Source organism: Microbispora sp. H10949 (genome assembly GCF_014161435.1).
GTDB classification, from domain to species: domain Bacteria; phylum Actinomycetota; class Actinomycetes; order Streptosporangiales; family Streptosporangiaceae; genus Microbispora; species Microbispora triticiradicis.
In genome coordinates this window covers 230,982-254,973 of the sequence record NZ_JABBWZ010000009.1, presented here as the reverse complement: position 1 = coordinate 254,973, position 23,992 = coordinate 230,982, and the positions used below count along the sequence as shown (strand labels likewise).

19 protein-coding genes and 1 tRNA gene are annotated in these 23,992 nt (G+C 70.9%); 17 read left to right on the top strand and 3 right to left on the bottom strand.

The window, feature by feature from the left end:
• Window positions 1-8 precede the first annotated feature (8 nt).
• The 6 genes from HHX40_RS24220 (at window position 9) to HHX40_RS24195 (ending at window position 5,823) form a co-directional block, all read left to right on the top strand.
• Window positions 9-1,025, top strand: coding sequence for a hydroxyacid dehydrogenase (locus HHX40_RS24220; protein ID WP_310738253.1), 1,017 nt, complete (start codon window positions 9-11; stop codon window positions 1,023-1,025).
• Between the two features lie 113 nt (window positions 1,026-1,138).
• Window positions 1,139-2,353, top strand: a complete 1,215-nt coding sequence (locus tag HHX40_RS24215) for an ABC transporter substrate-binding protein (RefSeq protein ID WP_220499499.1) — start codon at window positions 1,139-1,141, stop codon at window positions 2,351-2,353.
• A 77-nt stretch (window positions 2,354-2,430) separates the two neighbouring features.
• Window positions 2,431-3,351 (top strand): carbohydrate ABC transporter permease, encoded by a 921-nt coding sequence (locus HHX40_RS24210; RefSeq protein ID WP_182882440.1) that lies wholly within the window; start codon window positions 2,431-2,433, stop codon window positions 3,349-3,351.
• Complete coding sequence (locus HHX40_RS24205; RefSeq protein WP_182882439.1) at window positions 3,348-4,244, top strand: carbohydrate ABC transporter permease; 897 nt, start codon at window positions 3,348-3,350, stop codon at window positions 4,242-4,244. Before HHX40_RS24210 ends, HHX40_RS24205 begins: the two co-directional genes overlap by 4 nt.
• Window positions 4,244-5,002 carry a ferredoxin-NADPH reductase gene (locus HHX40_RS24200; protein WP_182882438.1) on the top strand — a complete coding sequence of 253 codons (759 nt, stop codon included), beginning with the start codon at window positions 4,244-4,246 and terminating at the stop codon, window positions 5,000-5,002. The genes HHX40_RS24205 and HHX40_RS24200 overlap by 1 nt, the downstream gene beginning before the upstream one ends.
• Window positions 5,003-5,031: 29 nt before the next feature.
• Window positions 5,032-5,823, top strand: coding sequence for a sugar phosphate isomerase/epimerase family protein (locus HHX40_RS24195; RefSeq protein WP_220499498.1), 792 nt, complete (start codon window positions 5,032-5,034; stop codon window positions 5,821-5,823).
• On the opposite strand, the gene HHX40_RS24190 is transcribed toward HHX40_RS24195, so the two are convergent.
• Window positions 5,763-6,851: a LacI family DNA-binding transcriptional regulator gene (locus HHX40_RS24190; protein ID WP_182882436.1), complete on the bottom strand. Its 1,089-nt coding sequence runs from the start codon at window positions 6,849-6,851 to the stop codon at window positions 5,763-5,765. The two genes, HHX40_RS24195 and HHX40_RS24190, sit on opposite strands and share 61 nt — an antisense overlap.
• 155 nt (window positions 6,852-7,006) lie before the next feature.
• Between HHX40_RS24190 and HHX40_RS24185 the strand changes: the two genes are divergently transcribed.
• The 7 genes from HHX40_RS24185 (at window position 7,007) to HHX40_RS37870 (ending at window position 15,806) form a co-directional block, all read left to right on the top strand.
• Window positions 7,007-8,152 (top strand): Gfo/Idh/MocA family protein, encoded by a 1,146-nt coding sequence (locus HHX40_RS24185; RefSeq protein ID WP_259403885.1) that lies wholly within the window; start codon window positions 7,007-7,009, stop codon window positions 8,150-8,152.
• Window positions 8,149-9,303 carry a dihydrodipicolinate synthase family protein gene (locus tag HHX40_RS24180; RefSeq protein ID WP_182882435.1) on the top strand — a complete coding sequence of 385 codons (1,155 nt, stop codon included), beginning with the start codon at window positions 8,149-8,151 and terminating at the stop codon, window positions 9,301-9,303. The genes HHX40_RS24185 and HHX40_RS24180 overlap by 4 nt, the downstream gene beginning before the upstream one ends.
• The gene (locus HHX40_RS24175; protein ID WP_182882434.1) at window positions 9,300-10,214 is read left to right on the top strand and encodes a sugar phosphate isomerase/epimerase family protein; all 915 of its coding nucleotides are present in this window, start codon (window positions 9,300-9,302) and stop codon (window positions 10,212-10,214) included. Before HHX40_RS24180 ends, HHX40_RS24175 begins: the two co-directional genes overlap by 4 nt.
• A 176-nt stretch (window positions 10,215-10,390) precedes the next feature.
• Window positions 10,391-10,735 carry a DUF2637 domain-containing protein gene (locus HHX40_RS24170; RefSeq protein ID WP_182882574.1) on the top strand — a complete coding sequence of 115 codons (345 nt, stop codon included), beginning with the start codon at window positions 10,391-10,393 and terminating at the stop codon, window positions 10,733-10,735.
• A complete protein-coding gene (locus tag HHX40_RS24165; RefSeq protein ID WP_182882433.1) occupies window positions 10,716-11,111 on the top strand; it encodes a hypothetical protein in 396 nt (131 codons plus the stop codon). Before HHX40_RS24170 ends, HHX40_RS24165 begins: the two co-directional genes overlap by 20 nt.
• The gene (locus HHX40_RS24160) at window positions 11,108-12,055 is read left to right on the top strand and encodes a hypothetical protein (RefSeq protein ID WP_182882432.1); all 948 of its coding nucleotides are present in this window, start codon (window positions 11,108-11,110) and stop codon (window positions 12,053-12,055) included. Before HHX40_RS24165 ends, HHX40_RS24160 begins: the two co-directional genes overlap by 4 nt.
• Window positions 12,056-12,086: 31 nt before the next feature.
• Window positions 12,087-15,806 carry a CHAT domain-containing protein gene (locus tag HHX40_RS37870; RefSeq protein ID WP_182882431.1) on the top strand — a complete coding sequence of 1,240 codons (3,720 nt, stop codon included), beginning with the start codon at window positions 12,087-12,089 and terminating at the stop codon, window positions 15,804-15,806.
• 57 nt (window positions 15,807-15,863) lie between these two features.
• Here the strand turns inward: HHX40_RS37870 and HHX40_RS24150 are convergent.
• Window positions 15,864-15,949, bottom strand: a tRNA-Leu gene (locus HHX40_RS24150).
• A 220-nt stretch (window positions 15,950-16,169) separates the two neighbouring features.
• On the opposite strand from HHX40_RS24150, the gene HHX40_RS24145 reads away from it, so the two are divergent.
• From HHX40_RS24145 to HHX40_RS24135, 3 genes are all read left to right on the top strand, one after another.
• Entirely contained in the window at window positions 16,170-17,465 is a 1,296-nt protein-coding gene (locus HHX40_RS24145; protein WP_182882430.1) for a M20/M25/M40 family metallo-hydrolase, read from the top strand.
• 109 nt (window positions 17,466-17,574) lie between these two features.
• Entirely contained in the window at window positions 17,575-18,210 is a 636-nt protein-coding gene (locus HHX40_RS24140) for a hypothetical protein (RefSeq protein WP_310738252.1), read from the top strand.
• A 208-nt stretch (window positions 18,211-18,418) separates the two neighbouring features.
• Complete coding sequence (locus HHX40_RS24135) at window positions 18,419-20,485, top strand: chaplin family protein (protein WP_182882429.1); 2,067 nt, start codon at window positions 18,419-18,421, stop codon at window positions 20,483-20,485.
• 233 nt (window positions 20,486-20,718) lie between these two features.
• Here HHX40_RS24135 and HHX40_RS24130 read toward each other — a convergent pair whose 3' ends face one another.
• On the bottom strand, window positions 20,719-20,910 hold the full coding sequence (locus HHX40_RS24130; protein WP_220499497.1) for a DUF5703 family protein: 192 nt from the start codon (window positions 20,908-20,910) through the stop codon (window positions 20,719-20,721).
• Window positions 20,911-21,203: 293 nt separating this feature from the next.
• Here HHX40_RS24130 and topA point away from each other — a divergent pair, with 293 nt between their 5' ends.
• The gene (gene topA / locus HHX40_RS24125; RefSeq protein WP_182877917.1) at window positions 21,204-23,915 is read left to right on the top strand and encodes a type I DNA topoisomerase; all 2,712 of its coding nucleotides are present in this window, start codon (window positions 21,204-21,206) and stop codon (window positions 23,913-23,915) included.
• Window positions 23,916-23,992: the final 77 nt, after the last annotated feature.

The following is a 23,992-nucleotide window of genomic DNA, read 5'->3' as shown; positions in this document are numbered from 1 at the left end:
GATCGTGAGTGACGGACGGACGACGGCCGCAGGCCCTGCTGGTCATGGACCCCGCGCACTTCACCGTGCAGTTCCAGGAGCCACAGCTGCGCCGGTTGCGCACCCTGGTCGAGCTCGGTGATCCGGTGGCGACCGGTGACCTCGACACGACGCGCGTACGGCGCCGGCTGCGTGAGGTCGAGGTGCTCGTGACCTCGTGGGGTTGTCCGTCGCTGACGACCGAGCGGCTGTCCGATGCGCCCCGGCTGCGGGCGATCTTCCACTGTGCGGGCACGGTGCGCAGCTTCGTCACCGACGAGGTCTGGCGCCGCGAGATCCTGGTCACCAATGCCGCCGACGAGAACGCCATCCCGGTCGCCGAGTTCACCCTCGCGGCGATCATTTTCGCCGGCAAGAAGGTGCCGTTCCTCGCACAGGACGCGCGCACACATCGGCAGGACTGGTCGTATGCCGAGCGTCGCGGAGAGCTGTCCAACCGTGGGCGGACGATCGGCATTGTCGGCTTCTCCCGAGTGGGGCGCCGGGTGGTCGAGCGGCTGCGCAGTCTGGAGGTCGACGTGCTCGTCGCGGACCCCTACGCGGATGCGGCGCGGGTGAGCGCTGCCGGCGCCCGCCTGGTGCGGCTGCCCGAGCTGCTGCCCCGCTCCGACGTGCTCACGCTCCACGTGCCCGCGCTTCCGTCCACCCGCCACCTCATCGGGGCCGCCGAGCTGGCTCAGCTGCCGGACGGGGCCACCGTGATCAACACCGCGCGCGGAGCGGTCCTGGACACCACGGCTCTGGAGCGCGAGTGCGCCCGGGGGCGCCTCGACGCGATCCTCGACGTGACCGACCCGGAGCCGCTCCCGGCGACCTCACCTCTGTACGACCTGCCCAACGTCATGATCACCCCCCACATCGCCGGATCCCTCGGATCAGAGACCCGGCGCATGAGCGAGAGCGCCCTCAGCGAGCTCGAGCGCTACCTGTCCGGTCAACCGCCCCGCGCGATCGTGACCGCAGACGAATTCAAGGTCAGTGCCTGACCCGGCGCAGGAAGGAAACCGGATAGATGATCGCTTCAAACTCAGCGGCGAGGGCGCAAGGCCGACCCCGCTTCATCGGATACACAGGAGTCGCGGTCGTACTCGCGCTGGCGGTGACCGCGTGCGGAGGCGCTTCCGGCGAGAAGGCGAGCGACGGAAACGTCACTCTGACCGTCTCCGTGTGGAACCTCGGCAAGACCCCCGAGTTCACGGCGCTGTTCGACGCCTTCCAGCGGGCGAACCCCGGCGTCAAGATCAAACCGGTGGACATCCTCGCCGACGACTACGCAGACAAGGTCACGACCATGCTGGCGGGCGGCGACCAGACCGACGTCATCACGATGAAAAACGTCACGGACTACTCGCGTTACTCCAGCCGCGGGCAGCTCCTGGACATCACCGACGTGGTCAGGTCGACCGGCACCTCGAAGCTGGCCGGTCTCCCTGCGTTCAACGTGAAGGACAAGTACTACGCGCTGCCGTTCCGGCAGGATTTCTGGCTGCTGTACTACAACAAGAAGTACTTCGAGAAGGCGGGCGTCACGATGCCCCCCCAGCTGACCTGGGACGAGTACGCCAAGCTCGCCCGGAGCCTCACGCACGACGAGGGGGGCAAGAAGGTCTACGGCACCTACCATCACACCTGGCGGTCGGTGGTGCAGGCCATCTCCGCCGCGCAGACCGGCGGCGACCAGCTCAGCGGTGACTACTCCTTCTTCAAGGACCAGTACGAGATGGCGCTCGGGCTGCAGAAGGACGGCGCGACCCTCGACTTCGGCACGGCGAAGGCGCAGAAGTCCGACTACCGCACGATCTTCGAGACCGGTGCCACGGCGATGTTGCCGATGGGCACCTGGTACATCTCCGGCATCCTTGGGCAGAAGCAGAAGGGCGCCACGGACGTCGACTGGGCCCTGGCGCCGATGCCGCAGCGGCCGGGTGCCACCGGCATGACAACGTTCGGCTCGCCCACCGCCTTCGCGGTGAACAAGCGGGCTGCGCATGCGGACGCGGCCAAGAAGTTCGTGCAGTTCGCGGCGGGCCAGGCCGGCGCCGAGGCGATCAGCAAGGTGGGCGTGGTGCCGGCGTTGCAGACCACCGAAATCACCCAGGCGTACTTCTCGAATGCGGGAATGCCCACCGACGAGTTGTCCAAGAAGGCCTTCCAGCCCGACAAGGTCGTGCTGGAGATGCCCGTCAGTGAGCACACCTCCGACGTCGACACGATCCTCAACGAGGAACACGAGCTCATCATGGTCGGCGACAAGTCGATCGACGAGGGCATCCGCTCGATGGGTGACCGCGTGAAGCGCGAAGTGCTCAACTAGGGACCGGTGGCGGGTTCCGGAGGCACTGAGAGCCCGCCACATCTCCGTGAAAGAGCTGGAGGTCATGAAGGACGGCTATGGCTCATGCAATAACCCAATCGGCGCCCCACAGTCCGCCGCGGAGGCGACCCGCCTGGCACCGCATCCTCATCGGATGGAGCTTCATCCTCCCGAACTTCCTCGGCTTCGCGCTGTTCACCCTGATCCCGATGCTCGCGGCGTTCGCACTGGCGTTCCTGAAATGGGACTCCTACAACACGCCCGAATGGGTGGGGCTGGAGAACTTCCGGCGGCTGCTGCGTGACGAGAACTTCTACGTCGCGCTCCGCAACACCCTCTACTACGCCGTCGGCCACATCCCGCTCACACTGGCTGCGGCGCTCGGCCTGGCGGTCGCGCTCGACCGCAAGCTCCGCGGAGTGCAGTTCTTCCGCACCGCGGCGTTCTTCCCGTACATCACCTCTCTGGTCGCGGTGGCCGTCGTGTGGAGCATGTTGTTCAACCCGACGGCCGGACCGGTCAACCAGCTCCTCCACGCGCTCGGCATCGACGACCCGCCCCGGTGGATGGCCAGTACCGACTGGGCGATGCCCGCTGTGATCGTCACGAGCGTGTGGCGGGACATGGGCTACTACATGGTGCTCTTCCTCGCCGGTCTGCAGACGATCCCCAAGGAGTACTACGAGGCCGCCCGGGTGGACGGCGCCAACGCATGGGAGCGCTTCTGGAGAATCACCCTGCCGTGCCTGCGCCCCACGACGTTCTTCGTCGTCGTCATGCTGACGATCCAAAGCTTCAAGGTGCTCGACCTCATCGTGGTCATGACCGACGGCGGGCCCGGACGCAGCACGCTGGTCCTGGCCCAGCTCATCTACCGGGAGGGGATCACCGAGGGTCGGTTCGGCTACTCCTCGGCCATCGCCCTGGTGCTCTTCGTCATCGTGCTCACCGTGACCGTTGTCCAGTTCCGCCTCAACGAACGGAGCAGCACCCGATGACCGCGCTGCCCGATGCTCCCCCGGCCATCGCCCCGCCCCGGCCACCCGCCCCATCCGCGCGCCCCCGTTCCCGGGGACCGCGTCTGGTCCGGACGGCGCTCGCGTACGTGTGCCTCCTCGCGGTGGCCCTGCTCGTGCTGGTGCCGTTCGCGTGGATGGTGTCGTCCTCGCTCAAGCGAAACAACGAGGTTCTCACCGTTCCCGTCGAGTGGGTCCCGCGGGAGTTCCGCTGGTCGAACTTCGTCGAGATCTGGGACCGGATCCCGATGGCGACCTACCTGGGCAACTCGGTCTTCCTGTCGGTCGCCATCACCCTCCTGCAGCTTCTGACAGGCAGCTTCGCCGCCTACGGGTTCTCCAAGGTGCGCTTTCCCGGCAGGGACACTCTGTTCCTGGCCTACATCGCCACCATCGCGGTGCCGTGGCAGGCGTACATGGTGCCGCAGTACATCATGATGCAGCGCGCGGAACTGACGAACACCTACTGGTCGATCATCCTGCTGCAGGCCTTCGGCGCGTTCGGCGTCTTTCTCATGCGGCAGTACTACATGTCGATCCCGGACGAGCTGTGCGAGGCCGCACGGATCGACGGCCTGACCGAGTACGGCATCTACCTGCGCCTGATGCTGCCGCTGTCGAAACCGGCGCTCGCGAGCCTCGCCCTGCTCACGTTCGTGAACACGTGGAACGACTACATGGGGCCGTTCATCTACCTGACGAGCAACGAGCTGTGGACCGTCCAGCTGGGCCTGCGCTCGTTCGTCGGCCAGTACGACGCCGAGTACGCGATGATCATGACGGGCGCCGTGCTGTCGGTGCTGCCGATCCTGGTCCTCTTCCTGTTCGGGCAGCGGTACTTCATCCGCGGCATCGCGACGAGCGGACTCAAGTGATGAGCGCCCACGGCCACGCGCGGGCGCCGCGCCTGCTCAGGCCCGCCCGGCAGGAGACCTACGAGAAATTGTTCTCCACCGTCTACGTCGGGCTCATGACCAACGTCCTGCTCGCCGTGACGTGCGCGCCGCTCCTCGCCGCGCTCGCGACCGCGCGGAATCCACTCACGTCGTGGCCCTTCTACGTCGTGCTGTCGGTGCCGTGCGGACCGGCACTGACCGGTGCGTTCGGATGCTTCGCCGGGCTGGGAGAGGGATCGACGGACGTGCTGCGCGCATTCTGGCGCTCGTACCGGCGGGCGGCGCCCCGGGCGCTCCTCGTCTGGGCGGGCGGCGCCGTCGCCGTGAGCGTGCTGATCGTCGACGTGGCCGCCGTCGCGCCCACGACGTGGGGACCGGCGCTGGTCCCGTTCTTCGTCACGATGTCGGCACTGGTGATGACGGTGGTCTTCACGCTGGTGGTGCTGCTGGCCGAGCCGGGGGCGGTCCGGCTGCGCCCTCTCGTGCTGCCCTGCCTCTACCTCGTGGCGCGGCGCTGGTATCTGTCCGCTCTCAGCATCGCCGTGCTTGGCCTGGCCGTGGCCGTCGTCCTGCTGAAGCCGATGGCAGGCCTTTTCCTCGCGTGCTCTCCTCTTCTGTACGTCGCCTGGGCCACCATGCGGTTCGTCATCGCCCCGATCCTCCCGGGCGGAGCCCTCGATCCCTCTTGCACCGCACATCCGGACGCACCCGTCAGGGGATCCGGTTGGACACGATGAAAACGCCGCCACGGCTTTTGACCGCGGGGATGTGCAGCGTCACCTATCGGCCGCTTCCCCCTGAGCGGATCATCGCGCTTGCCCGGCAGGCCGGGCTGGAGCACATCGAATGGGGTCAGGACGCCCATGTGCGGCTGGGCGACGAAGCAGGGGTCGGCCGCCTGGGCGAGGCGACGAGAGCGGCGGGCCTGTCGGTCTCGGCCCTGGGCTCGTACTACCAGGCGGGCGTTCCCGCCGATCCGGAGGAGGCCGAGCACCTGTGGCGGCAGGTGCTCGCCGCCGCCCGCGCGCTGGGCACGCCCCGCGTCCGGGTCTGGGCGGGCGACCTGGCCTCCGCGTCCGCCGGCCCGGCGGATCGCCGCAGAACGCTCGACCGACTGAAGCGGTGCGTGGACAGCGCGGGAGACATCGTGGTCGCCACCGAGTTCCACGCCGGCACGCTCACCGACGAGATCGAATCCGCGCTGTCGATGCTGGACGAGGTTCCCGGGTTGCGGACCTACTGGCAGCCGCCGAACGGCATGCCCGACGACGAGGCGCTGGCGGGACTGCGGGCCGTACTGGACCACGTGGACGCGGTGCACGTCTTCAGCTGGTGGCCCACCTCCGAGGATCGCCTCCCACTCGACCACCGCGCGGCTCTGTGGCGGACGGTCATGGGCGTGCTGGCGTCGACCGGCAGGAGGATCGACGCTTCCCTCGAGTTCGTCCCCGGCGACGACCCGGGCATGCTGACCGGCGAGGCGGCCACCCTGCGCCGCTACGTGGACGAGGTCTGTCCCGTGGGGAGCGGTTCCGGGCCCCCCTCAGGGGCCGGATGAGCGGGCCGGACACCCGGTGTGCTCTCCCGCAGGACCACCTCGCCCGCGATGCGCCGGTACCGCGGGCGCCCGGAAGGCTCCCGCAGAACCATCTCCAGCGCCGTCTCGCCGATCTCGATAAGGGGAAGGCGCACGGTTGTCAGCGCCGGGATGACGTCCCGCAGCGTGGTGATGTCGTCGAACCCGGCGACGGCCACGGTCCGCTCGAGCCCGAGCGGCCGCAGGGCGGCGATGGCGCCCACCGCCATCACGTCGTTGACCGCGAACACGCACTCCACGTCGCGCCCTCGTGCGAGCAGTTCCAGCATGGCCGCGTGCCCGCCGTCCCTGGTGAACTCCCCGTGCACCACGGCATCACGCGGCAGGGCGACCCTCGCCTTCCTCAGGCCCTCCGTGAAGCCGGCGAGCCGGTCCACCGCGGTGAGCAGGCCGCGGGGGCCGGCGAGCACACCGAACGAGCGGTAGCCGAGGCCCGTGAGGCGGATCGCGAGGTCGCGCGCGCCGGAGCGGTTGGCGACGACCAGCGTGTCGACGGGCAGGCGTCGCTGGCCGATCAGAACGGTCCTGCCGCCCGAGCGTTCGAAGGCGTCGACTTCGGCGCCGAGCCGGGCGAGCGCGTCGCGGTCGTCCGTACGCGACCCGGCGATGACGATCGCGGCCGCCCGCATGCGCCGCAGCGCGGCGACGTACTCGATCTCCTTGTCCGGCCGTCTCCCGGTGCCGGCGATGCTGACCATCAGGCCGTTGGCCTCGGCCACTCGCATCGCCCCGGCGGCTATCGAGGAGAAGTAGGGGTCCTCGATGTCCTGCACGACGAGCCCGACCACGTCGGTGCGTCCGCGGGCCACTGCCTGGGCCTGCGCGTTGGCCGCGTAGTCGAGGTCCCGCGCCGCCTGCTCCACACGCTCACGGATCTCCGGACGGACCTTCCGAGTGCTGCCGTTGATGGCCCGCGACGCCGTGGCGAGCGACACCCCGGCCCGCCTGGCCACGTCCTCCAGTGTCACCGCGCCGCGCTTCGCACCCATGTCCTCATCTTCGCCTGCCTACCGTCCTGTTCCGAACGGCGAACTCCGGTTGACGTCCCCGCGGCCCTCGCCGTACGGTCCAAAGTAATGGAAAGCGCTTTCCGTATCAGCGGAAAGCGTTTTCCGCGTCAGAGTCCGTAGGTGGAGGAGGACGGATGGAGACCCTTGGCGTGGTCATGAACGGGGTGACCGGGCGGATGGGCTACCGCCAGCATCTGGTCAGGTCGGTCCTCGCGATCAACGATCAGGGCGGAGTCGAGCTGTCGGACGGACGACGGGTGGCGCTCAGGCCGGTGCTCGTGGGGCGTAGCGCGGCCAAGCTGGAGGCCATCGCGGCCCGGCACGGCATCCCTGACCGGACGACCGACCTGGGCGCGGCTCTCGCCGACGACCGCAACGCGGTGTACTTCGACGCCCAGATCACGAACGCCAGGATCGGAGCCGTCACGCAGGCGATCGAGGCGGGCAAGCACGTCTACGTCGAGAAACCGGTCGCGGAGAACCTCGCCGACGCGGTCGCCCTGGCGCGGGCGGCGCGCGAGGCGGGGGTGAAGAACGGCGTGGTCGCCGACAAGCTGTTCCTGCCGGGGCTGTTGAAGCTGCGGCGGCTGATCGACGGCGGCTTCTTCGGCCGGATCCTGTCGGTGCGCGGGGAGTTCGGTTACTGGGTGTTCGAGGGCGACTGGCAGCCGGCCCAGCGGCCCTCCTGGAACTACCGGGCCGAGGACGGCGGCGGCATCGTACTCGACATGTTCCCGCACTGGGCGTACGTGCTGGAGAACCTGTTCGGCCGCGTCGAGGCGGTGACCGCGCGGGCGGTGACGCACGTCGAGGAGCGGATGGACGAACACGGCCGACCCTACAAGGTGACCGCCGATGACGCCGCCTATGCGATCTTCGAGCTGGCCGGCGGTGTGGTCGCCCAGATCAACTCCTCCTGGGCGGTGCGGGTGAACCGCGACGAGCTGGTGGAGTTCCAGGTGGACGGCACCCACGGCAGCGCCGTGGCCGGGCTGCGCCGGTGCCGCGTACAGCACCGGTCGGCCACTCCGATGCCGGTGTGGAACCCCGACCTGCCGGTGACCGAGCCGTTCCGGGAGCAGTGGCAGGAGGTGCCGGACAACGCGGAGTTCGGCAACGGTTTCAAGACGCAGTGGGAGATGTTCGTGCGCCATGTCGTGGAGGACGCGCCGTTCCCGTATGACCTCGCCTCCGGCGCCCGGGGGGTGCAGCTCGCGGAGCTGGGCCTGCGCTCCTCGGCGGAGGGCGTGCGCGTCGAGGTGCCCGGAGCGGGGGCATGACCGCCGTCACCCTGCCCGGACCGGATCGCCGGCTGGACACCTACCGGATGCGTGAGCCGGTCGCCTGGGCCCCGCCGCCGTCACCGCCCACCAGTCGAGTGGTGTACGCCGCCGCGCACGTGGTGGCCGACCCGCTCGCCGATCACGCCCCCGGCTCGCGCACGGCCCTCGACTGGGACGCGACCTTGGGCTTCCGCCGCCACCTGTGGTCGTACGGGCTGCGGGTGGCCGACGCGATGGACACCGCCCAGCGCAACATGGGCCTGGATTGGACGGCCACAACCGAACTGATCCGGCGCAGCGCCGCAGAGGCCCGGGGTTTCGGCGACCCGGCCGACCTGCTCGCCTGCGGCGCCGGCACCGACCACCTGCCCCAAGCGGCCACTCTGGAGGAGGTCGTGTCCGGCTACCTGGAGCAGATGGAGACGGTCCAGGACGCGGGTGCCCGGGTCATCGTCATGGCCAGCAGGCAACTCGCCCGTCTCGCCCGCGGCCCCGAGGACTACCACAAGATCTACGGCAGGCTGCTCGGCCAGGCCGACCGGCCGGTGATCCTCCACTGGCTCGGCGAGATGTTCGACCCCGCGCTGGCCGGATACTGGGGGTCGCGCGATCTTCCGGCCGCCACCGAGGCGTTCCTCGCGCTCGTCCACGACCATGCCTCCCGCGTGGACGGGGTGAAGGTGTCACTGCTCGACGCCGAACACGAGGTGCGCCTGCGCGAACGGCTCCCTGACGGCGTGCGGCTCTACACCGGCGACGACTTCAACTACCCGGAGCTGATCGCGGGCGGCAGCCACGCACTGCTCGGGATCTTCGACCCGATCGCCCCCGCCGCGGCGGCCGCCCTCCAGGCGCTCGACGCCGGAGACCGCGAACGGTTCGAGACCGTTCTCGCCCCGACCGTGCCACTCGCCCGCAAGATCTTCGAAACCCCGACCTATCACTACAAGACCGGTATCGTCCTGCTGGCCTGGCTCGCCGGGCACCAGGACGCCTTCGTGATGGTGAACGGCGCGCACAGCGCCCGTTCGATCCTCCACCTGGCCGAGGTGTTCCGCCTCGCCGACCAGGCCGGGCTCCTGCCCGACCCCGACCTGGCCGCCGCACGCATGCGCCACCTGCTCAACACCGCCGGAGTCGCCGCATGACCCCCGCCCGCCTTTCCCTCAACCAGTGGACCACCCGCCGCTGGTCTCTGCGCGAGGCCGTCGACGGCTGCGTACGTCATGAGATTCCTGCCATCGGGCTGTGGCGGGAAGCCGTGGCCGAGCACGGCCTGGCGGAGACCGCGACGCTGGTTACAGACGCGGGGCTGCGCGTCTCCTCCCTGTGCCGGGGCGGCTTCCTGACCGGCCCCGACCGCGGACTCGACGACAACCGCGCGGCGATCGACGAGGCAGCCGCCCTCGGCGCCGCCTGCCTGGTGCTCGTGGTCGGCGGCCTGCCCGGAATGGCACCCGGTGGCGCGCGCGGACCCGGGTTCAGCCGGGATCTCGCCGAGGCCCGGGCTCGCGTGGCCGATGCACTCACCGCCCTGGTCCCGTACGCCGCCGAGCGTGGCGTACGGCTCGCGCTCGAGCCGCTGCACCCCATGTACTGTGCCGACCGCGCGGTGCTGTCCACCCTCGGGCAGGCGCTCGACCTGGCGGAGCCCCACCCGGCCGCACAGGTGGGCGTGGTGGTCGACACCTTCCACCTCTGGTGGGATCCCGAGGTGCTGACGCAGATCGAGCGGGCCGGTGACCGGATCGCGAGCTACCAGGTGAGCGACTTTCTCGTGCCGCTCCCCGCCGACACGCTGCTCGGTCGCGGCATGATGGGCGACGGTGTGATCGACTTCCACCCACTCACCGCCGCTGTCGAGGCCGCGGGCTACCGCGGCGACATCGAGGTCGAAATCTTCAACGCCGACATCTGGGCCGCCGACCCCGATCACGTGTTGTCCACGATGAAGCGACAGTTCGCGCGGTACGTCAGCGGATGTGTTGGGAGCGCTGAGAAGACGACAAGAAGCACCGGTCACGAAGGCAGGACTGGCCGGCGAACTGCATCGAGATGAGCCGCGAAGCAGGGGCGAGACCGGGCCGACTCACAGCATGACCAGCCTCATCTCCTGCCGCGTCCCCGACCTGCGCGACCCGGCCGTACGCGCCTGCTGCGCCGGCCGGCGCACCGTGGTGGTCGGCTCCGGAGTCTCGGCCTTCACCGCGCCGGCCACGCTGCGGCGTCGCGCTACTGGCGCTGATCGCGGCGGTCGTTCCGTTCCGTCATATGCACGAACTCTGCCTGCGACACGGTGAGGACCATCTGGCGGCGGTGCTCATCCCGCTCGCCGTCGACGGTGGTGGGACGCGCCCGCCCAGTACTGGTCGTGGTTCACGGTCACGATCGGTTCCGGTACTGGGCGGTATCCGGTGTCTTCCAGCGAATGATAAAAGCTGTGATCCAGTCCGCACCGTGCCTAGCGTTTCGGGGAGGCGCGATCTGGTTGCGGTGCCGTCGGGGCTGGGCGACGATGAGACCGCCTCAGAAAGAAATCGGCGTCGGGCCGGGAGGTTCAGTGACGCTCAAGCCGGGTGATTACTCGGTCCTGCTCGGACCCGGACCGCCGTCGGCTGACGCGCCGAGGCTGGAGCTGCCCCCCGGTTTTCCCCTTGTGGATGCGGCCGAGGTGCTGGAGGCGCTGTTCGCGGCGAATGACGGCATCGACCAGATCGCGGTGGTGGCCGGTACGTTCGCCGTAGGGGTGGCAAGCCGTGATGCCGTCGAACCTCCCGGGCGACTCCGCGGCGTGGGGGACGGAGACGGCGCTTCGCTCCCGGGCCGTTCCGCCGCCTATGAGTTGTTGCGGTACGTCTGCCGGGAGTGCTCGCAGATCACCTACCGCATTCATGTGGACCCACGGGACCCCCCGACCTGCGTGAACGGTCACGGACCGCTGGACCGTCCGCGATGAGGATCGGCGAAGCGGCCAAGCCGGTGGGTGACGTCTTCGGCGGGCGCTTCTTCCTCGTCGGCTACCTCCCGTTCTACGCCGCCGCGCTGTTCCTGCTGGTGCTGCTGTGGTCCGGAGCCCCCGGAGAGCTCCGCTTCAGCCGGGCCTGGAAGACCGCGGCGGATCTCGACGTCGGGCAGGTGCTGCTGCTGATCCTGGCCATCACCCTTGCCGCGCTGGTCGCCCAGCCGCTTCAACTGCGGCTGGTCCGGCTGCTGGAGGGTTACTGGCCCGCGCGCCTAGACCGGCTCGCGGCCCCGCTCCGCCGCCGGCATCGCCGCCGGCGCCGTGCGCTCGCCCGGGCGGCCGAGCTCCCCGCGCATGTGGAGGACGTCCCGGCGGAGCGGCTCAACCGGCTCGGCGAGGCGGGTACGGAGCTCCTCCTGCGCTATCCCGCCGAGGACCGGGTGCGGCCGACGGCGCTGGGGAACGTGCTGGCGGCGGGCGAGGCCCGGGCGGGGGCGGCGTCCGGCTGGGACGCCGTGGTGGCCTGGCCCCGGCTGTACCCGGTGATCGGCGACCGGATGCGGCAGATCGTCGACGACCGCCGCAACACGCTGGACGCCACGGTGCGCCTTGAGGTGATGTCCCTGCTCAGCGCCGTCGCCGCCGGGGCGCTGCTGGCCGGCTCCGGCTGGTGGTTCTGGCTGACGCTCGTCCCGGCGGGCGTCGGGCTGCTGGCTCACCGGGCCGTGATCGAGGCGGCCCTCGCGTACTGCGAGTCGGTGGAGGTCGCCTTCGACTTGCACCGCCTGGACCTCATCGCCGCCCTGCGCCTGCCGCTGCCCGCCGACCTCGACGCCGAGGTGCGGCAGGCGGCCGACCTCTCCGCGCAGTGGCGGCAGGGGGTCGTCGTCCCGACCGTCTACCGGCATCAGGAGCCGTCGGCTCATGGCACCCCCTGACGAGCAAGGGGCATTCGTCCCGGCTGACGTGGTGAGAATCGTAGAGGACCTGGTCAACGAGTGGGACCTCGAGGAGAAACGGCTGATGGTCGAGCGCCACTCCGCCGAACTCCTGGGGGAGTACGCGGACATCGTCCTGCGGAACGCGCTGGCCGAGGCCGAGGAGGACGGAGGGGATACAGGCCCGGACGTCACGTCCGGATTGGAGTGGCATCGGGCGCTGCTCACGGACTGCCGGTCGGTGGGCGTGGCGGAGGCTTTCGCGAGACGGATGCGCCCCGACGAGCGGGCCGAGCTCACTCCCGGGGTGCTGGACCGCATGGCGACGTTGTCGCAGGAGGCGGACCTGCTGAGGTTCCTCCTCTTCCGTCCCGGCGTACGGCACTTGACGACCCGGGCCGTCGCCGCGCTGCGCAACGCGACCGACCGGGCGGGGAAACAGGCGATCCTGGAGCGTGACCGGGCCCTGTTGCTCACCCCGCTCGCCGAATACTGGGCGCGGATGTGCGGTCTCCCCGAGGAGCACGTCGACTTCCTCGCCCGGGCCCGGACCGAAGGCGTGGAGGCGGCGCTGACCCACATGTTCGGACCGGCGCCGGACCACTATGCCGATCAGGTTCCGGCGGAGCTTCGCGTGCTGCTGGCCGAGCTCCTGCAACCCGAGTCCTCGGTGTCGCCGGAGCGCGCGGTGGCGCTGTGCGGGGAGGGGCTGGCCCAGGCCGAGCCGGGCACCCTCGCGTGGGCCGCGCTGAAGGGCAGGCTGGCCAGGACTCTGCTCCTCTCCCAGTCCCGCGACCGCGCGGCCGCGATCGAGGACGCCGTCGGGCACGCGGCCGAGGTGGCGAGGTACGCCGTGGAGAACGGTGACACCCTCACGGAGGCCACCATGCGGGCACTGCTCGCCACCGCCTTCTGCGAGCGGATCCGCGGGAGCCGTACGGACAACCTGGATCGAGCCGTGGCGGAGGCGGACACCGCGGTGGACATCCTCGACCGGGAGCGCCACGCGGACCCGCGAGCCGGCGCCCGCGTCAGGGTCGATGCGCACGCCGCCGCCGCGACGGCCTATTTGGGCCGCGCCGCCTCCGGTGACCTGCGCCGCGCTCGCCGGCACGCCGAGGCCGCCCTGCGGCACGCGGGCGCGGGAACGGCCCGCAGCACACTGGCCGAGATACACCGGACACTGGGACTGATCGCGGAGGCCACCGGCCGCGACTACGGCAACATCCGGGCCATCGGCCATCTGGAACGCGCCCGCGGCACGGCTCTCGCCAGCGACGAGCCGGACATCTGGGTGGCGGTCAGCGTCGACCTGGCCCGTCTCCATCTCGAGCGGGACCACACACGCCCGCAGGAAGACGTCGTCACCGCCATCACGATCCTGAACGAGGCTCTGACCCGCGTGGATCCGGTGCGCCGCCCGGCCGCCTGGGCGGCCGTGCACGCGGCCCTAGGGGAGGCCTATCGATGGCGACGGTCGGGGGAGGAACAAGCCGATCTCGCACTTGTGGTGGAGCACGCGGAGAAGGCGCTGAGCGTGTTCACCCGCGAGGACTTCCCGCGTGAGTGGGCCCGCGCGCTCAGCCTGCGCGCGGACGGGCTGCGCCGGTCACTGCGCGGCCACCCTCTCATCAACACGCGGGACGCGCTCGCGGACTACACGGAGCTGGCCGGCTTCTACCATGAGGCCGGAGACGAGCGGTCCTGGGCCGACATGCAGGAGAGGATTGGCTTCACGCACGCCTCGCCCGCGATGGTGGACCACGAACCGGGTCACCTGCCGCAGGCCATCGATCACCTGGAATGCGCGCTCGCCGCGTTCCAGCGTCAGCACAGGCCGGACGCGGTCGCGCTGGTGCGGCGCAACCTCGTGAGCATCGGCGCCGTCGCGCTCATCCGGGGGGTCGCCACCCCCGACCTCGCCGGCAAGATTCGCAGGCACAGCGCCAGGATCCTCCGGGGGTTCCCGAGCGCCGAACAGCGATACGGGGTGCACCGTGCCCTCGGGCTGCTGGACTTCGACGCCGGAGCCCACGCGCGGGCTGCGAAGCACCTGACCAAGGCCCTTGAGGTCGTGCGCCCGCCCGACGCGGGCCTGCTGGACGTCTATCGTCATCTGGCGCTGCTGCGCCGGCGCCGTGGCGAGCGCGCCGAGGCCGTGAGGCTCTGTCTGACCGGCGCCCGGTTGGGGGAGGAGCTGCTGGCTTCCGCGGGGTCCGGGTACGGCGAACACCACTTGATCGACTCTGTGAGCGGTCTCCATCAGATGCTGGCACTCTGGGCGCTGGCGGACGGCGCCTGGTCGCGGGCGCTCGCCCTGCTCGAACGCAGCAAATCCTGGACCGTCGCCGACGCGCCGGACCCTGACCCGGACCTCACCGGGCTTCCCGAATCCGTCCGATCACGTGTGGTCCGCGCTCGGAAGGAGGTGCGCGGGCTGGAGGCGGCACTCCGGACGCCGGAGGCCGCCGAGAACGGCGAAGGTCCGCAGATCACCCGCCGGCTCGCCGTGGCGCGCGCCGAACTGGCCGCGGCACTGTGCCAGGCCGGTACGACGCCGGCGGCGTCGCGCACGGCCGCCGAGCCGACCGGAGCCTCCGTCTGCGCCGCCGTTCCCCAGGGCGGCGTGCTGGTGATGCCGATCGTCGGTGACGAGGAAGCGGCCATGTTCGTCATACCAGCCGGGACACCCGAGCCGGCCGAAGCGAACGTCGTCCGGCTCCCGGGCGTCAACCTGGCGAAGCTCAGGGATGCCGAGTCGCGATGGCTCAAGACGAGCAGTCAGTGGGAGCTCGGGAACGTTCCCTTCGCCATGTGGGCGGCGGAGATCGGCGCGATCACCGCGTGGTTGTGGGAGGCCGTCGCCGGCCCGCTGACACAGGCGCTGCGCGACCTCGGCGTCCCCGAAGGGACGACGCTGTGGCTGGCCGGTTCGGAGCTGAGCCGGCACCTGCCGGTCCACGCCGCGAGGTGTCATGACGAAGGCCGTGGGCGCACCTTGCTCGACGACCATCCGATCGCCTACATACCGTGCGCCGGAGTGCTGAGCGGAGCGACCCGCCGGGCCGCCCGCATGGACCCCGCAGAGCAACGCCTCACGGTCTTCTGCGACCCCCTCGGCGACCTGCCCTGGGCCTCCTCGGAGGCCGATGGCATCGTCGAGCAGTTCTCCCCGGGCATGGCGCGGGTCGTACGCGGCCCGGCGGTCACCTGGGAGGCGGTCGCCGCTCTCTCCCCGGGCGCCACCTATCTGCACTTCGCCTGCCACGCGGGGGTCAACTGGATTCAGCCGGACTTCTCGCACATCACGCTGGGGGACGGCTTCCTCCTGACCGCCGCCCACCTGCGCGGCCTGGACCTCGGCGGCACGCGCCTGGCCGTGCTGTCGGCCTGCCAGACCGGGGTGCCGGGGACGATCGGCCGCCGCTCGGCCGAGCACATCGGCCTGGCCGCCGGGCTGCTGAGCGCGGGCGCGCCGGGCGTGGTCGCCACCTTGTGGAGCGTGGAGGACGAGTCGACGGCGCTGTTCATGCGGCGTTTCTACGCACTCATGATCGGCCAGGGCAGATCTCCCGTGCAAGCGATGCGCGAGGCCCAGCTCTGGCTGCGCGACGTCACAGTGGCCGAGCTCACCGGCCTCGACTCCGGGGCCCGCCGTCAGTCCCGCGGACGGTCCCGTTCCGGCCGTCCCACGGGCCGGCCCTTCCAGAGCCCCTATTACTGGGCGGCCTTCCACCTCGTGGGAACCTAGTGGCCGCCAAATGACTTGTGGAGGCCTGGGTTGTCCCCAGCCTCCACATGTGGTTTGTGTCCGAGGGGGGACTTGAACCCCCATGCCCATCACTGGGCACTAGCACCTCAAGCTAGCGCGTCTGCCTATTCCGCCACCCGGACGTGGTGCCTCACGCAGGATCGTCATCCCGCGTCGGCTGATACAGGTTAGCACTGTCTCCGCCCTGCTTCATACCGGGATTCAGCCCCCTCCGTACGGCGTGCGGCGGCCCGGGGGTGAAGGACACGCCTGTACGGCGGCAGGATGGAGGCGCGAGCCGTACGACGTGACAGACACGGGCGGGTCGGCCCCTGGGCGACCCGTCCGGTAGGAGGAGGCGCAATGACCCCACGCTTCGGGGAGGACGAGGTCGTCGAGCTGTGCCGCGACCTGATCCGGATCGACTCGGTGAACGCGGGGGACAACACGGGCCCCGGGGAACGCGAGGCCGCGGAGTACGTGGCCGGAAAGCTGGCGGAGGTCGGCCTGGAACCGCGGATCCTGGAGTCCGACAAGGGCCGGGCGAACGTGGTCGCCCGGGTGGAGGGCGCCGACCCGAGCCGGGACGCCCTCCTCCTGCACGGCCATCTGGACGTCGTGCCCTTCGACGCCGCCGACTGGACGCACCACCCGCTCAGCGGCGAGGTCGCCGACGGCTGTGTCTGGGGCCGCGGGGCCGTGGACATGAAGGACATGGACGCGATGATCCTGGCCGTCGTACGGCGGCGGCTGAGCGAGGGACGCAGGCCGCCGAGGGACGTCGTCCTCGTCTTCACCGCGGACGAGGAGGCCGGCGGCCACTACGGCGCCCAGTGGCTGGCGGGCAGGCACCCGGAGCTGTTCGAGGGCTGCACCGAGGCCGTCGGCGAGGTCGGCGGCTTCAGCGTGACCACGGAAAAGGGGCGGCTGTACCTGATCGAGGCGGCGGAGAAGGGCATCGCCTGGATGCGCCTGACCGCCAAGGGCAGGGCCGGCCACGGCTCGATGCTCAACGACGACAACGCCGTGACCGAGCTCGCCGAGGCGGTCGGCCGGATCGGCCGCCACAAGTGGCCGGTGCGGCTCACGCCGACCGTGCAGGCGTTCTTCGAGGAGGTCTTCGGCACGGAGGTCAAGGCCGAGGACGCGGAGGCGGCGGTGGCCACGCTCGGCCCGCTCGCCCGCATGATCGGCGCGACGCTCAAGAACACGACCAACCCGACCATGCTCCAGGCCGGCTACAAGGCGAACGTCATCCCCCAGGCCGCGACCGCGCACGTGGACGGCAGGTTCCTGCCCGGGTACGAGGACGAGTTCTTCCAGACCTTGGACGAGCTGCTCGGGCCCAACGTGACACGGGAGTTCGTCTACCACGACGTCGCGGTCGAGACGCCCTTCAAGGGCCCGCTCGTCAAGGCCATGGCCGACGCGCTGCATGAGGAGGACCCGGGTTCGCGGGTCGTGCCGTACACGCTGAGCGGCGGCACCGACCTCAAGGCGTTCAGCCGCCTCGGCATCAGCGGGTACGGCTTCGCGCCGCTGCGGCTTCCCGAGGACTTGGACTTCTCCGGGATGTTCCATGGCATCGACGAGCGGGTTCCGGTGGATTCGCTCCAGTTTGGCGTCCGGGTCCTTGACCGTTTCCTCGAATACTGCTGAGAAAGCTGTTGCGATCACGTGCCGTGCCGCTACAGTAACTCTCCGTTGAGGGTTGATCCGCTCCGGGTCGAGTCGGCCGGATGTCGGCTCAGCGGTATGGGGAGGTCGCGTGACGAGCACGTCGCAGGAGCAGCGGGGGGCGTCTTCGCCCGTCGCCGTTCCCGGCGTGCCCGTCACGTCTCCCGGCCGCCACGAGCGGAGCCGGATGGCGCGGTTCGCGGCCGGCTCCCGATCGGGCCGCCTGCTGGTCGTCGGCGGGCTGATCGCCGCCGCATGGCTGCTCGGTGTGCTTCTCGGCGTCTTCGGCACGGCGACCTCCGCCGCCGGGGCCGCACCCTCACCTGACGCCGCCGGGTCGGTACTTCCCGACCGTGTCTCCGGTCCGGACCTCGGCCTGCCGCCCTCGCCGGGCGCCGCAGGCATGGCGAGGTCTCACGGGAAGAGTGCCGACGGTTTCCCCACGGCGGCTGACGACACCTCGGTGAACGCCGAGGCGATGGCGGGGCGCACGGTCGACGGGCTGACCAGCCAGTCGAAGCCCATGCTCCCTCCGCCGTCCACCGCGGACCACGCGCCCGCAGACCAGGGCCTGGTCCCGCAGACAAGCGGTGGAAGCATCCTGTTCGGGGATGTCGCGCGGCCTGTGTTCGAGCCGCGTCTCACCACCCTGCCCGCCCCACTGGCGGCGGTTGTTCCCCCGGTGGTCCGCACAGCGGCGGACGACCCGTCTTTCTCTCCTGACTGATCCCGCCTTCGCGCCGGTCCGCCTCGGTACGGCGACCGGTGCCACCGTCTGCCCTGACCTGTGGTGCCCAGGCGGCAGGCTCCCGCGCGGGTGACGCGGAATCTCCCATCCTCGTGACCGTCCACCGCTCCGCTGTGCTCATTCGGCGTGGACAGAAGTCGCGAGCTGTCAGGTAACCCCCTAAGAAGAACCACTAGGAGCATTCATCATGCGAACGTGGGCGAAGGGCTCGGCCTCCGCGGCGTTTCTCGCCGTCGGCGTCATGGCCCTTGGCAGCGGTACGGCTTTCGCCGACACCGACGGCAGCAACTCGGTCCTCGGCGGCAACCAGGTCGACATCCCGGTGACCCTGCCGATCGACATCAGCGGCAACGCGGTGGCGGTCGCGGGAGAGTCCCATGGCTCGTCCCTGGGCGGCGCGGCCGTACAGGGCGCGGGCCAGGGCGCCGGGCGAAACCGCACCTCCGGTGCGGGGAGCGTCCTGGGCGGCAACCAGGTGATCGCGCCGATCAGCGCCCCGATCGACGTCTGCGGCAACGCGGTCGCCGTCCTCGGGAAGGCCGGAGCGGGCTGCCGCGGTGGCGCGGTCGCCAAGGGCCCAGGTCGCCGCGGCGGCGCGGGCGGCAACGTCACCAGCGGCACGCACAGCGTCGGCGGCGGCAACCAGGTGGTCGCGCCGATCACCGCGCCGATCAACCTGTGCGGCAACGCCATCGCCGTCTTCGGCGACGCCACGGCGGGGTGCCGCGGCGGCGCCTACGTCGGTGGCGCCGGTCCGGCCGCCCGCGCCGGCGGCAACCGCACCAGCGGCCGCTCCTCGGTCCTCGGCGGCAACCAGGTGGTCGCGCCGATCGCCGCCCCGGTCAACGTCTGCGGCAACTCCGTCGCCGTCCTGGGTGACGCGTTCTCGGGCTGCCGCGGCGGCTCGTCCGTGGGCGGCCCCGGCGGTCACGGTGGGCACGGCGGGCACGGCGGGCACGGCGGGTACGGCCACGGCGGTCACCACCGGCCCCGTCCCGGTTCGGGTGGTCACGACACCGACGGGCGCTACTCCGTGGGTGGTGGCACCCAGGTGGTCGCGCCGATCACCGCACCGGTCGAGGTGTGCGGCAACGGCTCGGGCAGCTGCCACGGCGGGTCCAGGCCGGGCCACGGCGGTCACGGGGGTCACGGGGGTCACGGCGGCTGGTCCGGCGGTTCGGGCGGCAACGTCACCAGCGGCACGCACAGCGTCGGCGGCGGCAACCAGGTGGTCGCGCCGATCACCGTGCCGGTCAACGTCTGCGGCAACGCCATCGCGGTCGTCGGCGACGCCTTCGCGGGCTGCCGCGGCGGCGCGAGCGTGATCGGAGGCGGGCACGGCGGCGGGGGCGCCGGCGGCAACGTCACCTCCGGCCGTTCCTCGATCCTGGGCGGCAACCAGGTGGTCGCGCCGATCACGGCGCCGGTCGACGTCTGCGGCAACGCCGTCGCCGCGCTCGGCAAGGCCCACGCGGGCTGCCGGGGCGGGGCCGCGGTGGTCGGCGGCGGCGCCGGTGCGGGCGGCAACGTGACCTCCGGTCGCCACGGGATCGTCGCGGGCAACCAGGTGGTCGCGCCGATCACGGCGCCGGTCAACGTCTGCGGCAACGCTGTCGCCGTGCTGGGCGACGCTGCCGCGGGCTGCCTGGGTGGGGCGAAGGTGGGCGGCTGGGGTCCCCACGGCTACCGGCCGCACCCCCAGCACAGGGCCGCGCGCGGCGCCATGGTGCCCGCCACGCCCGCCATGCCGGTGCTGTCGGGCGCCCACACCATGCAGCCGATGAGCGCCCCCGCAGCGCCCTCGGGGCCGGTGATCGGCAACCTGCCGAACATGCTCGGCCTGCCGGAGGCGCCGGGTCTGCCGGCCGCCCCGCCCGTCCCGGCGGGCAAGGGCGTGAAGGGCGTGGTCCCCGCCGGCAACCCCGCCGCCGTCGTGTCCAAGGCCACCGGCGCGCTGCCGGCCGCGGGCTCGCTCGACGACACGGCCCGCACGCTGCCCGCCCAGCGGACGCTGGACGACGCCACCGCCTCGCTGCCCGTGGCCGACGCCACGCGGAACCTGCCGACCGGCGACCTCGGCAAGACCACCGAGGTGCTCCCGCTGGGCAAGCTCGGTCTCATGAGCGCCGAGCAGCCCGTCGGGCTGACCGGCATGAACGCCGGCTCGTTCGCCGCACTGGTCCTCGGTGCCATGTTCGCCGTCTCGGCGAGCCTGTTCGCCGTCACCCGCCGCTTCCGCTTCGGCCGCAGGTAGCCGGACGGCCGGGCGCGTGAAGAACCACGCGCCCGGCTGAGGACGCGAGGGATATCACGCTCGCGCCGGGCTTGACGGCGGCGAACCAGCCGCTCGTCGTACGGGCCCGGCGCGGGCCACCAGGACGCCGCCTCCCGGCCAGTGGAGGAGGGCATCGACGCTTTGCCCGTTCCGGGGGCGCGGCCCGGGGCGGGCAAAGCTCTTTTTGACCGTGGCGTCGCCGCTCCCGCGGCTCACATCGTCCGAGCGGCCCGTATGATCTTCCGACGCAGCCGGACGCGCCTGCTGCCGTCGGGATACAGGCGCAGCCGCTCCAATTCCCAGTCTCCGTGCTCGGCATGCTCCGTCAGCATCTGTCGCGCCACCTCCCGAGGGGTGCCACGCGGCAGATACAGGTCCAGGTAGGAGTAGTCGAGCACAGCCATTGGTCTCCGGGGCGTGCTAGGGAACTCGATGGGCTCTATTCTGCGTCCTCGTGGATAACAGCGCCAGGCGAGTTACATTCCCGGACAGAACCGGGTAGCCCGAGGGGGAGGAACGTGCGGCGGCAGGTACCTTCAAAGCGGTGCCTCCACGGCGCCCGGTGGGGGTAGGCACCCCCGCCCCGGGCGACGAGGGTGTCAGTGAGCCGGAGCGCACGAAACCCGGAAACACGTGAAACACCCGGAAACTCCCGGATACACGGGGAACGACAGCGGACAGCGAGGTAGGAAGCAGCGTGCCAGCCAACAACGGCAACGCCGGCGGAACCCGCCTGGTGATCGTGGAATCGCCCGCGAAGGCGAAGACGATCGCCGGGTACCTCGGGCGCGGCTACATCGTCGAGTCGAGCATCGGCCACATCCGTGATCTCCCGGAGAAGGCCGACGACATCCCGGAGAAGTACAAGAGCGAGGCCTGGGCCCGCCTCGGGGTGAACGTCGACCACGAGTTCGAGCCGCTCTATGTCGTCAACCCCGACAAGAAGGCACAGGTCTCCAAGCTCAAGCAGCTTCTCAAGGAGGCCGACGAGCTCTACCTCGCCACCGACGAGGACCGGGAGGGCGAGGCCATCGCCTGGCACCTGCGCGAGGTGCTGAAGCCCAAGATCCCGGTGCATCGCATGGTGTTCCACGAGATCACCCCGCACGCGATCAGGGATGCGGTGTCCAACCCCCGCGACCTCAACCTCCGCCTGGTCGACGCCCAGGAGACCCGGCGCATCCTCGACCGCCTGTACGGTTACGAGGTCAGTCCCGTCCTGTGGAAGAAGGTCAAGCCGCGGCTGTCGGCCGGGCGCGTGCAGTCGGTCGCCACCCGCCTGGTCGTGGAGCGCGAGCGGGAGCGGATGGCGTTCACCGCGGCCGCCTACTGGGACCTCCAGGCGCTGTTCGACACCGGCCGGGCCGGGGACGACCCCCGGACCTTCTCCGCCACCCTGACCGGGGTGAACGGCAGGCGCGTGGCCCAGGGCCGCGACTTCGCCTCCACCGGCCGGCTCAAGAGCCCGGACATCCTGCACCTCGACGAGGCCGCCGCGACCGCCCTCGCCGGACGGCTCGCCGGCGCCTCGTACGCGGTGCGTTCGGTGGAGCGCAAGCCGTACACGCGGAAGCCGTACGCGCCGTTCCGGACGACCACCCTGCAGCAGGAGGCGAGCCGCAAGCTGGGCTTCTCCGCCAAGTACACGATGCAGGTGGCCCAGCGGCTGTACGAGAACGGCTTCATCACCTACATGCGTACCGACAGCATCACGCTGTCGGAGACCGCCGTCGCCGCGGCCCGCAGCCAGGCGATCAAGCTGTACGGCGCGGCGTACGTGCCAGACAAGCCGCGCGCCTACACCAGCAAGGTCAAGAACGCCCAGGAGGCGCACGAGGCGATCCGGCCGTCCGGGGAGGAGTTCCGCACGCCGGGCGAGACCGGGCTCGCCGGAGACATGTTCCGGCTCTACGAGCTGATCTGGCAGCGTACGGTCGCCTCCCAGATGAAGGACGCCGTCGGCGAGTCGGTGTCGGTCAAGGTCGCCGGCACGTCCGGCGCGGGCGGCGACGGCTCCGCCGGGACGGCCGCGGACCCGGTGGAGGTCGAGTTCAGCGCCACCGGCCGGACGATCACGTTCCACGGTTTCCTGCGGGCGTACGTCGAGGGCGCCGACGACCCCGCGACCGACCGGGACGACTCGGAGAAGCGCCTGCCCACGCTGACCGAGGGCGACCGGCTCACCGCGGCCGAACTGACCGCGCTCGGGCACTCGACCAAGCCGCCCGCGCGGTACACCGAGGCGTCGCTGGTCAAGGAGCTGGAGGACCGCGAGATCGGCCGGCCGTCGACGTACGCGTCGATCATCGGAACGATCCTGGACCGGGGCTACGTGTTCAAGAAGGGCACCGCCCTGGTGCCGTCGTTCCTCGCGTTCGCCGTGGTCAACCTGCTGGAGCAGCACTTCGGCAACCTGGTCGACTACGACTTCACGGCCGAGATGGAGAAGGTCCTCGACGACATCGCCAACGACCGCGCCGAGCGGGTGCCGGAACTGCGCAGGTTCTACTTCGGCGCCGGGGACGGCGACGAGGGCCTGAAGGAGATGGTCACCGACCTCGGGGAGATCGACGCCAAGGAGATCAGCTCGTTCCCGATCAAGGGGACGGACATCGTGATCAGGGTGGGCCGCTACGGGCCGTACCTCGACCGCGACGGCGCCCGGGTGAACATCCCCGAGGACATGGCGCCCGACGACCTCACCGCGGAGAAGGCCGAGGAGCTGTTCTCGCGCCCGAGCGGCGACCGCGATCTCGGCGTCGACCCGGCCACCGGCCGGAGGATCGTCGCCAAGGACGGCCGGTTCGGCCCGTACGTCACGGAGATCCTGCCCGAGGAGCCGGCCCCGGCGGACGGCAGGAAGCGGACGAAGAAGGCGGACGCCCCCAAGCCGCGCACCAGCTCGCTGTTCAAGACGATGGACCTGGACACGATCACGCTGGAGCAGGCGCTGAAGCTGCTCCAGTTGCCGCGTGTGGTGGGCGCGATCGACGGCGAGGAGGTGACGGCGCAGAACGGCAAGTTCGGGCCGTACATCAAGAAGGGCACCGACTCGCGGTCGCTCGCGTCGGAGGAGGACCTGCTCACGGTCACGATCGAGCAGGCCAAGGAGTTGTTCGCCCAGCCGAAGCCGCGGGGACGCGGCCGTGCCGCCGCCGCTCCGCCGCTGCGGGAGCTGGGCGAGGACCCGAACTCCAAGAAGCCGGTGGTGGTGAAGGAGGGCCGCTTCGGCCCGTATGTCACCGACGGCGAGACCAACGCGTCGCTGCGCAAGGGCGACACGGTCGAGGAGATCACGCTGGAGCGGGCGGCGGAGCTGCTGGCCGACCGGCGGGAGCGGGCGCCCGCCCCCAAGCGGACCACCACCCGGGCCAGGACCACCACGAAGAAGCCCGCCGCCAAGTCCTGACCGCATGACCCCGGTGGCGGCACGGCCGCCACCGGGGTGCAGCGTCGGATCCGGGCGCGGATTGCGCCCGGGGAGCG